11 protein-coding genes are annotated in these 12,871 nt (G+C 43.5%); 8 read left to right on the forward strand and 3 right to left on the reverse strand.

All coding sequences use genetic code 11. The features are described from left to right. Positions 1 to 5 precede the first annotated feature (5 nt). From P2W82_RS23710 to P2W82_RS23725, 4 genes are all read left to right on the forward strand, one after another. Positions 6 to 1,337: a Dyp-type peroxidase gene (locus P2W82_RS23710; protein ID WP_336518447.1), complete on the forward strand. Its 1,332-nt coding sequence runs from the start codon at positions 6 to 8 to the stop codon at positions 1,335 to 1,337. 58 nt (positions 1,338 to 1,395) lie between these two features. Beyond that, on the forward strand, positions 1,396 to 2,418 hold the full coding sequence (locus tag P2W82_RS23715) for a hypothetical protein (protein WP_336518448.1): 1,023 nt from the start codon (positions 1,396 to 1,398) through the stop codon (positions 2,416 to 2,418). Positions 2,419 to 2,491: 73 nt separating this feature from the next. Then, positions 2,492 to 3,661, forward strand: a complete 1,170-nt coding sequence (locus tag P2W82_RS23720; RefSeq protein ID WP_336518449.1) for a DcaP family trimeric outer membrane transporter — start codon at positions 2,492 to 2,494, stop codon at positions 3,659 to 3,661. Positions 3,662 to 3,693: 32 nt separating this feature from the next. Continuing rightward, positions 3,694 to 4,116: a hypothetical protein gene (locus tag P2W82_RS23725; RefSeq protein WP_336518450.1), complete on the forward strand. Its 423-nt coding sequence runs from the start codon at positions 3,694 to 3,696 to the stop codon at positions 4,114 to 4,116. 89 nt (positions 4,117 to 4,205) lie between these two features. Here the strand turns inward: P2W82_RS23725 and araD1 are convergent, their stop codons facing one another. Continuing rightward, positions 4,206 to 5,168: an AraD1 family protein gene (gene araD1 / locus P2W82_RS23730; protein WP_336518451.1), complete on the reverse strand. Its 963-nt coding sequence runs from the start codon at positions 5,166 to 5,168 to the stop codon at positions 4,206 to 4,208. A gap of 160 nt (positions 5,169 to 5,328) precedes the next feature. On the opposite strand from araD1, the gene P2W82_RS23735 reads away from it, so the two are divergent. From P2W82_RS23735 to P2W82_RS23750, 4 genes are all read left to right on the forward strand, one after another. Then, positions 5,329 to 6,312 (forward strand): acetyl-CoA carboxylase carboxyltransferase subunit alpha, encoded by a 984-nt coding sequence (locus tag P2W82_RS23735; RefSeq protein ID WP_336518452.1) that lies wholly within the window; start codon positions 5,329 to 5,331, stop codon positions 6,310 to 6,312. Positions 6,313 to 6,489: 177 nt separating this feature from the next. Continuing rightward, positions 6,490 to 7,386: a 4-hydroxy-tetrahydrodipicolinate synthase gene (dapA, locus tag P2W82_RS23740; RefSeq protein ID WP_336518453.1), complete on the forward strand. Its 897-nt coding sequence runs from the start codon at positions 6,490 to 6,492 to the stop codon at positions 7,384 to 7,386. A 124-nt stretch (positions 7,387 to 7,510) separates the two neighbouring features. Then, entirely contained in the window at positions 7,511 to 9,388 is a 1,878-nt protein-coding gene (locus P2W82_RS23745) for a M61 family metallopeptidase (protein WP_336518454.1), read from the forward strand. Between the two features lie 892 nt (positions 9,389 to 10,280). Continuing rightward, positions 10,281 to 10,640, forward strand: a complete 360-nt coding sequence (locus tag P2W82_RS23750) for a hypothetical protein (RefSeq protein ID WP_336518455.1) — start codon at positions 10,281 to 10,283, stop codon at positions 10,638 to 10,640. Positions 10,641 to 10,830: 190 nt separating this feature from the next. Here P2W82_RS23750 and P2W82_RS23755 read toward each other — a convergent pair whose 3' ends face one another. Beyond that, entirely contained in the window at positions 10,831 to 11,283 is a 453-nt protein-coding gene (locus P2W82_RS23755) for a phage tail protein (protein ID WP_336518456.1), read from the reverse strand. Positions 11,284 to 11,325: 42 nt separating this feature from the next. Next, the gene (locus tag P2W82_RS23760) at positions 11,326 to 12,819 is read right to left on the reverse strand and encodes a phage tail sheath family protein (protein WP_336518457.1); all 1,494 of its coding nucleotides are present in this window, start codon (positions 12,817 to 12,819) and stop codon (positions 11,326 to 11,328) included. Positions 12,820 to 12,871 lie beyond the last annotated feature (52 nt).

Here is a 12,871-nt window from a genome sequence, read left to right on the forward strand (position 1 = left end):
TGCTGATGCTTGAACTGGACGACATTCAACACTACCTGCTGACGCGCCCTCACGCGACTATTGCCGAATACGTATTTGTCACTTTTAAAAATGCAGAAAGCGGAAGAAACTGGATTGCTTCATTACTCGATACCGTTGGGAACGCAAAAACAGTAATGGCAGCCAGCGACACCGACATGCGTTGGGTATCGATGGCATTTACGTTCAATGGTCTTAAAGCACTAGGACTTGATGAAGAATCCCTTTCAACATTTCCTGAACCTTTTCGCCAGGGCATGGCCGCACGCGCTGCAATGCTGGGTGATACGGGAGCGAATCATCCCGATCACTGGGAAGATCATATGGCGAGCCCGGATCTGCATGCTGTAGTCATTCTTTTTGCACGCGATAAAGCTGAAAAAGAAAGATGCATAGCAAAGCACCAGGAATATCTGCATCAGAATCCCGGCGTCCAGGTATTATCAACATTGCATCTTGAAGCGATTCCGCCTTACGATTATGTTCATGAGCATTTCGGTTATCGCGACAGGATTACAACTCCAGTAATTGAAGGCCTGGGTATTGAGCCATCACCAGGTTCGCATCCTCCCAGCAAACCTGGAGAGTTTTTCCTGGGTTATCCTGATGAATCAGGCGCAATAGTCCCCTTGCCCAAACCCGAAGCTTTAACAAAAAACGGAAGCTATATCGCTTACAGAAAAATGCAGGAGCATGTAGGAGCATTTCGCGATTACCTGAAAGCGAATGGCAAAACTGTTGAAGAACAGGAACTGATTGCTGCAAAAATGATGGGACGCTGGCGCAAAAGCGGCGCACCGCTTGTATTGTCTCCGGATAAAGATGATCATGAACTGGGATTTGATGATAGCCGGAACAACATGTTCGATTATGAAAAGATGGATCCTCACGGTTATGCCTGCCCGGTAGGTGCTCATATACGGAGGATGAATGTAAGAGATAATTCTGTTTCACAGATCATGCATCGGAGACTCATTATCAGGCGAGGTGGTACTTACGGTCCACATCTCCCGGATGATGCACCTGAAGATGGTGCGAATCGCGGTATTGCTGTGTTTGCGGGCTGTGCTGACATCTCACGACAGTTTGAATTCCTGATTTCTGTCTGGGCAAATGACACCGGGTTTGAAGAACTGAATGAGCGCGATCCTTTTTGTGGTTTGCAGGATGGCACATTAGATATGGTTATTCCAAAAAGACCCATCAAACGCCGGCTTAAAAATATTCCTGCATTCACTAATGTTCGTGGCGGTGCATATTTTTTTCTGCCCGGCATCAGTGGATTGAAATATCTGGCTACGTTGAACGTAAAACGTTAAACGTCCGACGAAAAACGAACAACGAAAAGCGAACAACGAACAACGAAAAACTTTCACAATGAGCTTATCCAGCGCTTCCCGTCCGAGATTATACAACCAGATGCTTACACCCAGGAAATATGTTCCAGGCCAGCGTCGAATAAGCATATACTGGACATGGAGTTATCCATGGGAAGCAAATCAGGATATCAATAACCTGGACAACAGGTTTTCTACCATGGCGGAAGTACGCCGAACCGGCTGGCCCAATTTTGAATCCATTGAATATTCTGAAAAAATGTTTCTCCAGGGGATTGCAGGGACATTGGAGCTTTTTCATTTGGGTACCATACGTTTTCAACAACTGGCTGAGGATTTCACACACCAACCGGTAGCGATTTATCAACGTATAGACCAGGCAGGGCACCGGCTACCCATTGACGAAAGGATACTGGCTGACACAGATACATTGATGGTTTTCGGATTGGATCATCTTGTCACCGAACAGGAGGCAGCACCTGAAGAGATAAGTGCTATAAAAGAATTCTTAAAACGCGAAGGAACCTGTCTGGTTCTGAGCCCGCACCATGATGTAGGTGCTTCAGAAGATCTTAAACAACGCCAGATGGAGTACAAACATCATGGCGATCCGCTGGTACCACGTCAGCAACGTTTCGGAAAGTACACCCGATCATTAATGAAAGGATTAGGTGTGCCTGTTGAAAACAAATACGGCCTCAGACCAGCAACCCTCGGTGGCACTAATCAACTTGTTCCTTTGTCCATCAACAAAGACTTCGACAAACTCGGAATGCTGAACGGAGTTTCGACTTTTAATTTTCATATGCACCTGCCACATTATGAAGTTACTACCAATGACAGTTCTTTAATATCAGTGCTGGCACGTCAGCCGATCGATATGACCAATCCGCATCCTTTTATTGAAGCAGGCAATACGGAGTTCAATATGTTTCTCTGGATGCCACCGAATGAGGAAAGAGCAGGTCATATCCTCCTCGCGGATTCTACCATTTTCACTACCCTGTTTGGAAGCGATGACAGTCTTGACCGGTTCTGGAAAAATATTGCGACACTTAAATAATTTCCAAAGCCTGTCAATGATCGTATCCATCTTCAAATACAAAAGGCATTTCAAAAAAATGAACGCCTTTTGTATGATGATTTGTTTTTTATGCGGGGCGAATGCGCAGGAAAAGAAAACCAATCTTGAAGTATATGGATTCATAATGACGGACATGGGCTACAACTTCAATAGCATCGATCCTCATTGGTTTGACGTAATGCGTCCGACTAAACTTCCATCTTTCAAAAATGAGTTTGGGACTGATGGAAATTTTTTCTTCAGTGTTCGCCAGACAAGGTTTGGAATAAAATCCACTACCAATACTTCTCTTGGTGAATTAAAAACAGACTTTCTATTTGATTTGATGGGGTTTGGGAAAAATATAGGTCAGACTACATTTCATCTGATCAACGCCTATGGTGAGCTTGGAAAATTTCTTATCGGACAAACAGCTTCTGTTTTTATGGACCAGGATGTTTTTCCCGTCACACTTGATTATTGGGGACCGATGACGAGGATCTTCAATTTTAATATCCAGGTCAGGTATACGCCCATCAGCAACGACAAACACCGTCTTGCTATTGCTATTGAAAGACCAGGCGCAACAGCGGATGGCGGCGATGATGCAACCAGTATTCAACTCGCGAATGTGAAACCTGTTTTCAAAATGCCAAACTTTACTGCACATTACAAAAGAAGGGGATCGTGGGGACATGTGCAGGTAGCTGCGATTGCAAAAATGATGCAATGGAAAGATGTTTCAGGATCCACCACGCAAGACCTGAGCGGAAGTGCCATTGGCTGGGGCTGGACAATCAGCACAGCGCTTAACCTGGGAAAAAGATGTACAGTCAAAGTGCAGACAATACAGGGTCATGGTATAGAGAGTCATATTGCTGATGCGCCTGCAGATGTCGTGCCGGAAACGAATCTTGTCGATCCTGCAAAACCTATCAAAGGAATCGCACAACCTGCCTGGGGCTTTTTCAGTTTTGCAGAAATGAGGTGGAATGACTGGTGCCAAAGCACGATTGGATATTCGCAGGAAAATGTTACTAACGGAGACCTTCAACCGCAAAATGCATTCCGAAAAGGAAGGTATGCCATGGTCAATGTTAGATTTATGCCATGGACGAACATCATGGCCGGACTGGAATACCAGTTTGGAAAGAGAGAAAATTTCAGTGACGGATTTCATTCGGTTGCCAGTAAGTTACAGGTGTCTTTCAAATTCAATTTTTCTACGAAGACGGGATTTTAGTATTTGACTCATCACTTTTAATACTACATATCATGATTGAAATATTTCAACGCGTTTGGGAGAATCTTCTTTCAAGAACAGAAGGTCCGCTCAATCTCAGGTTTTTTATACAACCTACGGTATCGGTCATATTTGCAATTCTTGCTGCAGTCAGAGATTCGAAGGCTGGGACAATGCCTTACCTGGAACGATTTATCCTTTCAAAGCGCAGCGATAAGCGAGACATCGCGAAAGAAGTATGGAAAGATGTTGGAAAAATATTTATTGTAGGAACGATACTGGATATAATTTATCAGCTCGTTGTGATTTTTAGTAAAAAAACTGAAAATTATTTTTACCCACTCGAATCTCTGATCGTTGCATTTATACTGGCAGTAGTTCCTTATTTATTACTTCGTGGTCCGGTGAATAGGGTCATTAAACTTTTCGAAAAAAAAGATAATGAGCATAATTAATTACGAGCTGCTTTTTAAGTAAGAACATGCGGGTTTAACGTTGTACGTATAACGTTAAACGTAGAACAGCCGGCCGCAGACTCAATTCTTCAACCCTTTCTCACCTGAAATGTATTAATCAACGGATGCTGAAACGCATCTGCTTCTATTTCAAAAGAATCACCTTCAGCAACTTCGACGCCATCTGCAAAACTCAATACCGACGTCCCCATAAAATGAATATGTACATCACCCGGCTGTCTGAATAATTCATACTTAAAATGATGGTACTCCAGGTTACTGATATTGTGACTCATATTTGCCTCTCCTGTAAGAAAATCTTTTTCCCATATAATTTTTCCATCTCTTTTGATTCTTGTTTTGCCGGTGATATGTTCCGGAAGTTCTCCGGTTAACAATTCGGGGCCAAATGAACAGGTTCGCAGCTTCGAATGCGCGAGATAGAGATAATTTATTTTCTCCATCTTATGATCAGAAAATTCATTCCCTAAAGCATAACCGACTCTTTTCGGCTCTCCCTTTTTATTGATGATATACACCGCTGCGATTTCAGGCTCCTCTCCCCCATCAAGTGCAAATGATGGAGATGGTATTGCTTCACCCGAAGCAACAACGGACAACCCGTTTCCCTTATAAAACCATTCTGGTTGAACACCGGGCTTTCCTTCAATCATTTTCCCGTTTTCAATTCCCATGCGAAACATCTTAATGGAATCCGTCGGGTTCGGATCTTCTGAAGATTTTTGGTGCATGGCATTTCGAGATGACGCGCTGCCCAGGTGAGTTAATCCTGTACCCGTCACCCAGGTGTGATAGGGATCCGGATGGCTGAGCGGAACCTTCAATCTTTTTTCTTCAACCAGCTTTCTGAAATCAACATGTTCCCCGGAAAGAAAAGTATGTGCCGCTTCTTCCAGTTTAATTCCCTTGTTCTCAGCAAACATGAACAAGGCATATGTTGAATCGGTATTTTCCAGGATTCGGACATCGTTCCCTTCACAAATGCCAACAGAAGACCGGTTATTAACGTCGAGAAACTGGATCAATCTCATATATAATTAGTTTGAATCAAAAAGATCAACAACAATATCCAAATAAATAGCGAGTCTGAGACCAAACAGCTTTTAGAAACCTGTCAGGTCTATGCATTATTTTTCCGTTCAACCCTTACCTTTACACCCGCCCGTCTAAGAACGGTATTAAATTCTGCCTATGCCCGAGCTTGCGAACAGACAGTTTCTGGAGTTTGAAAAACCCGTTAAGGAACTGTATGACCAGATCGAACAATTGAAAGCAACTTCTGAGAAGAATAAACTGGACCTGTCCGACTCTATAAAAGAGCTCGAAGATCGCATCGTTGCTAAAAAACGTGATATCACTGAGCATCTTTCTGCCTGGCAGAAAGTTCAATTGAGCCGTCATCCTGACCGCCCATATACATTGGCCTATATCAATCGCATGTGCACCAATTTTGTGGAGCTGCATGGCGACAGAAATTTCAAAGATGATAAAGCTATTGTTGGCGGGTTTGCCCAGCTGGATGGAGAAACCGTGATGATTATGGGCCAGCAAAAAGGAATTAATACAAAGATGCGCCAGTTGCGCAATTTCGGAATGGCCAACCCTGAAGGCTACCGTAAGGCGCTCCGTCTGATGAAACTGGCTGAGAAGTTCAATAAACCCGTGATCACATTGGTAGATACTCCGGGTGCATTCCCCGGTATCGAAGCAGAAGAACGCGGCCAGGGCGAAGCCATCGCCCGTAATATTTATGAGATGATGCAACTGAAAGTGCCGATCATCTGCGTAATTATAGGCGAAGGCGCCAGCGGCGGAGCATTGGGTATCGGTGTCGGAGACCGCGTATTTATGATGGAAAACACCTGGTACACAGTGATTTCCCCCGAAAGCTGCAGCTCGATCTTATGGAGGAGCTGGGATATGAAAGAAAAGGCCGCCGACGAACTCAAACTTACCCCCGATCATATGCTGAAATTCCGCCTCGTAGACGGAGTTATTCCCGAGCCATTGGGTGGCGCTCACTGGGATTATAATGAAGCAGCCGCCATTCTCAAAAAACACCTGATACCGGTTGTACAGCAGCTAAAGAAGATCGACCCACGAAAGCGGGTGGAAGAAAGAATTGAAAAATTCAGCCGCATGGGATTCTGGGAAGAAAATGCTGTGAATCAGTAAGCAGGAGGATTTAGCACGCAGGAGAAAACAGCCGGAAGTCAGTGTATTACAGTCACAGGAATTCCATTCAGTTCAACTGCAGGCACTCGTTCCGCTAACCCGCCGGCAGGCCGGCTGATAACCGACAACTGACAACTGCCAACTATTCATTAATTTTCCGTTTTACTTTTTTCTGATATGCGATATAATTTTCGGGGCACAGGTGTAGCCATGATCACACCTTTTGATGCGCAGGGCGAAATTGATTTCAATGCATTGGAGAAACTGGTACATTTCCTTACAGAGGGAGGAATTGAATACCTCGTAGTACTAGGTACCACTGGCGAAACTGCCACCCTTGATCATAACGAAAAGCAGAAGATATTTTCATTTGTTGCCGGTGCTAACAATGGAAAACTTCCATTGGTTGCCGGCATTGGAGGAAATGATACAAGAAGTGTGATCAGTGATTTTAAATCTTATGATCTCGACGGATACAGTGCGATTTTATCTGTTTCGCCATATTATAACAAACCCAGCCAGGAAGGATTGTTTCAGCATTATCGCGCGATCAGTGAAGCGTCTCCCCTGCCGATGATGTTATATAATGTTCCCGGACGGACCGGAATGAATGTTTCAGCGGAAACAACTCTAAGAATAGCTGAAGAATGCCGGAATATTTTCGCAACAAAAGAAGCTTCCGGAAATTTCGATCAGATCATGCAGATCATCAAGTACAAGCCTGCCGGTTTTGAAGTGATCAGCGGTGACGATGGAATTACGCTACCGATGATGTCCTGTGGTGCCATCGGTGTTATATCTGTTGTGGCCAATGCATATCCGCGGATTTTCTCTGATATGGTTCGGTTATGCCTTGCCGGTGACTATACCACGGCGCAAAAATTGCATTACCAGTTAACAGATATCATACCTACTCTTTTCTCAGAAGGCAGCCCCGCAGGTGTGAAAGCTTATATGCAGGAGCTGGGACTTTGTGAAGCACATGTTCGTCTGCCGGTGGTTCCGGTGAGTTCGGGCTTGCTGAAAAAGATCAGGTCCCTTGCCGAGATCGTGAAGAAGCAGTATGTATTCTGATGAAGAAACGTCAGTGCTGAACAAATAATAATGTGCCAGGAATTTGCAACAATACCATGAGCAAATTCCTGTTTTATCATAATAGCGTCGCACAATCCTTAATTACCTTAATTGAAATTACTAGATGAAGTATAACATTGTTCCTGCCATCGCTTTTGCCTTGCTGTTGATATCCTGCAAGAGTACACGAACTACAACCGGCACTGCTTCCCGCAGTGTTCCGCAAAAGGAAGTCGGAATCAACATCGATCTGAAAAATGTAAACAATGACCAGGTAAAAGTGACTGTGAATGCGCCTGCTATCACGGGGGCTACAACAGAATTCAAATTTCCACGAATCATTCCCGGAACTTATGCCATAGCCGATTATGGTCGGTATGTCGACAGCTTTTTTGCATACGATAAAGCAGGAAGACAGTTGCCGGTGGTTCGCAAGGATTCAAACACTTTTGAAATCAGTGGCGCTGAGCAACTCGCAAAACTCACTTACGTTGTAAATGATACTTACGATTCTGAGATCGGTGATGTGTTTATGGATGAAAGTTCTACGATATTCTCTCCTGCCGGAACAAATATTCTCGCGGGAAAAAATTTCGTGTTGAATATGGCAGGTTTTGCAGGTTATTTTTCAGGCATGGAGAATATTCCCTACAAACTGGAAATTGCACATCCAGGTGATTTATATGGCGCCACTTCCATGATGGATACGGAAGCCGCAAAAGACAAAGATGTGTTCCTGCAACCACGATATGCAGAATTGATTGATCACCCGGTGATGTATGCTGCACCGGATACCGCAACATTTACGGTTGACGGAATGGAAGTACTGCTGGCTGTTTATTCTCCCAAAAACAAAGCCATCAGTGCACGGGCATTTAAAGCTGATATGCAGAAGATGATGGTTGCACAGAAAGCTTTCCTCGGCAAGATCAACAACACAAAAAAATACGCCATCCTGTTGTACATCACTGAAAACGACAAAACCGACGCAAGAGGCCAGGGCGCCCTTGAACACAACACGTCAACGACTGCAGTTTTCAGCCAATCAATGAAGGCAAAAAGCCTGATCGATGTTATTTCGCATGAATTCTTTCACACACTAACACCTTTGAAAGTGCATTCCCGCGAAATACAGGATTTCAATTTCAGTGAACCGGTGATGAGTCAGAATCTTTGGATGTATGAAGGTGTCACCGAATACTTTGCTCATCTTTTCCAGGTCAACCAGGGTTTGATTACTGAAGATGAATTCCTCAAAACAATGGCTGGTAAGATTGCAGAGTCAGGCTACTATGCTGATACGGTTTCGTTTACCCGTATGAGTAAGAATGTGGTGGAGCCCGAAATGAAGAAGCAATATGCGAATGTGTACCAGAAAGGAGCGCTGCTCGCTATGTGCATCGATATCATCATCAGGGAAAAATCAGGTGGCAAAAAAGGAATTCTCGATGTGATGGGTGAATTGTCCAATATCTATGGACAGGAAAAACCATTCGATGACAACGCTATTTTTGCTGAGTTTACAAAACTTTCTTATCCGGAGGTTGGAGCATTTCTCCAGGAACATATAATCGGCGGAAAACCGGTTGATTACGAAATGTATTTCGCAAAAATGGGTGCAACGCCGATAAATATAAAAGTTCCTGAACCTACAGTTTTTATCATTGGTGAAATGCCCTATATCATGCCGAATGCAAAAAAGCAGATCATTGCATTGGTACCTGATACAAAAAATGAATTCATGAATTCTATGGGCATCAAAAATCGCGATGTACTTCTGGAAATGAATGGTCAATCGCTGGACGCGACCGAAATCATGAAAGTCTTGATGGCGGGAAATGGTCTGGATGAGAATGAAACGGTAACGATGAAAATCGAAAGAAACGGAAGTCCGATGGAGCTGAAGGCAAATGTAAAACTCAATTACAAGGACCAGCAGGGATATAAGTTTACAGATGAGTCAAAAAAGGCGTTGAAAGACGCGTGGATGAAGGGACGTTGAACGTTTAACGTAGAACGTAGAACGTAGAACGTAGAACGTAGAACGTCGGCTCTTGCTGGTGATAGATGCTTCCGTAATTCAGGTAAACGTATAACGTGTAACGTTAAACGTTTGTTCTTGCCGATGATGGATGCCGCGCAAAGCAAATCGTGTAATAAACACAATTATCTTCTTAAAAACAGGTCGAGCCTACGGCTCTTGAATCATTAATAAATTCTTTGCGGCGGATTGAAATCCGCCGCTATAAGATCATCGAGGCTTGCGCCTCTTTTTTTTTGCAAACACCATAATGAATTGATAGTCTTCACTCGGCGTTGACGTTCCTTTAGTAAGCTATGGTCATCGAGGCAACCATCTCTTTTTTACATATACGTTAACTAGCAGATGATGTTCATTGGGGATTGGCGATTTTTTATTGCCGGTAGGTCATCGGGATTAATGCTGCCTGATTTTTATGGAACCATGCGTTCGACAATCTTATAGAGCCGTAGGCTCGGTTTTCTTATAGCCACGGAATTCATTCCGTGGTAAAGGATCAATTAAACAAATAAGAGCCGTAGCTCGACGATTTAACAGAGCCGTAGGCCCGATGATTTTTTAGTCATCAGGCATGGCAATTTATTTTTTCCAACCATCTGCTCCTGTTTAATACCAATACTGCATCCATTAAAACTACCTGGCGGGCACCAGCGACCGCCCTGCTAACGAAGCAACAATCCTGATTTCCTTTTATATCGAAATTATCTCCAGCTTAGGCCAGCATTTTACGTTCAACGTTAACCGTAGAACGTAAAACATGGAACCAATTGATTAAAATCATGCTCCCTCTTAACTATGGTCATCTTTGCTCTTCCCGTCCCGTTGCATTTTTACACCTGTAAAACAAATCAAAATGGAAACTCTTCAACACGCGTACAATCTTGATTTCCCGATAGCAGCAAAAAAAGAATCATTACTCAGTCACTTCATTCACTGGGCCGAGAGCCAGGAAAAGTACAGGTTTGGCTGGGTAGGTGGAATTCTCGCAGCACATGGATGTATCATTACACCGCTGACCTTACTGGCCGTTGTATTCGGTGGAAACAATATCGTGTTCTGGGTAGCAGCCATCGTGGCCATGGGTATTTCCCTGATCGCCAATCTCGCTGCACTTCCAACAAAATATACCATTCCCGTTTTCTTTTTCAGCATCCTGATCGATATCACCGTAGTTGTTTTATCTCTGGCGACAGGCTTTGGGCTGATAAGCTAACTGCTACGAATTGATTTCAGAAAAACAGGTTTAAAATCCTTTCTCGAACAAGCATACTTACTAAACCAATTCAATCAATAACCCGCAAAGGTTTACCATTTGAAGCCGATTTTTCGTTTGGGGCAGGTAGAGATCACCTGCCCTTTTGCATTTGCCATATAGGACATTTCCACATTAATTAGTAAAGCGATTATTCTTCAACAGAAATTCCCTCATGAGACAATTCCAAAGTTTCAACGGCCACTTCGTTACCATCGGCTTTCAGATCGGAAGACTGAACTTTCACAGGGAAAGCATTGTAGATTTTCCACTTCCTTACAATATTACCCTCTTCGTTGAGTAATGAAATAACAACATCCTCTTTCCTTACATTCAAACCTCGCGATGCCATCTTTATCCAATCATCTTTTTTCCCTTTAAATACACCCCTTTTAAGCGTTACTGTTCCATCTTTCCGTCCGGGAATTGAGTTTAAATCGCCCGAAAACCGCGGTTCATTTCCGCGAAAATCAATTAGCTGATGTTCACTTCCTAACCCTGAAATTTCTGTGAAATAAAAATCCTGATCATCAATCCTGGCAATGAAATTAAATTGTGGTTTCCGCGCTTCCGGCACAGTACCTTCTTTTATACGTTCTCCCATGATCTATCATTTTATATGTTGAAAATTTGTTTGAGTGAATGATTACTGCATCTGCTGATGTTGAACCAATTCAAAAGAAATAAATTCACCGGGCCTCAGCATTGCAATCATCACAATAGCCTTCAGCAATCCATTCTGCATATCAGCTGCAGTCATAGACTCCCCTAAGCCGAGCTTGACGTGAAAGGCCTCTTCCGGTTTACTTCCCTGCAATGCTCCCTGCCTCCACAAACCGGTGAGAAAATTCTGCATCATGCCTTTCATCTTCACCCATGTACCTGCATCATTGGGTTCAAATACCCAGGCTTTACACGCAAGGATGAGTGATTGTTCAATCATCATCAAAGTTCTTCTTACACTGATATAACGCCAGTCATTGCTGTTTCCATCCAGCGTTCTTGCACCCCATACGATGATACCACGACCTTCAAACTCACGTATCGCATTTACAGATTTCCCCGCAACAGGATCCACATTCATATTTTCCTGATGACGGCCTGTTATTTTTACCGATGCAGACTGCACGGAAGCAATAGACACATTCGCAGGCGCTTTCCATGGTCCGAGGGTCAGATCAACCGTTGTATATATCCCTGCAATTGCCGCACCAGGCGGAAGCAGGTTCAATCTGCTACTGATGGTTTCCATTATTTGTTTGTAAACTATACTCGATTGAACAAGTGTATTGTGTAATTCCGATAATTTAATCGCTTGTTCTGTCGCGGTATCACACCCGGGAACTGCATTGTATTCATCAAGGGCTTTGAGTGCCGCTTGTTCCGGTAATATTTTTTTGAGATCGGTCGGATAAATATCCAGGTTCGCCAGGCTTACTTGTGTTTGACCCACAACAGATGTATTCAACCATGGATAATATGCCGCGCCATAACTCCTGTTTGATTCACCAATGGCATCTCTGAAATGCTGAATCGTGGCAGCAGAATCTACATCAGTATCATCAGGTATTACATCGAGTATTGCGAAACAGGATTTGGTGTCGGCACAGAATTTCAGCATATCCTGGTAAAGCAGATAACAACTATCACGATGAGAAACAAAATCAGGAGCCAGGATCAATGAGGGGCCGGGTGTCGATGTGAGCTTCTCAAAAACACCAAGCTTTTTAAAATCGTCAGCGTTTATTCTTTGTACAGAGTCATCGCCATCGTATCCCCCCAACGAAAGAATGAAGCAATCGCCTCCACCATTCTGAAAGAAGAGCAGCATACAATGAAAAAGATAAAACCTTTCGTCAGGTCCTGATATCATGGATGGATCAAATACCAGCGGAACGGCAGAATCTGTCACCGGCAAATCAATAGTAAACCGATGCTGACAGGCACCTCCAAAAATTTCTTCGAATTCAATGAATGAAGAAATCCGGATGGGTTCGCCAATAAGACTAATGTCATTTTTCTTCCATTTTTCAGTATACCCGACAAAAACAGGCAAAGCTGTTTCGACAGCGACAACTGACATGGGTAAGGGATTTACCTCCTGCACATATACTCCGGGAGTTTTGTATTCATTTGACATGATCCGTGGTTTTAAAGAGTGATTTACAAAAGATCCTGAGAAATGCTACTAA

This window comes from Pollutibacter soli, assembly GCA_029269725.1.
In the GTDB taxonomy this organism is placed as follows: domain Bacteria; phylum Bacteroidota; class Bacteroidia; order Chitinophagales; family Chitinophagaceae; genus Pollutibacter; species Pollutibacter soli.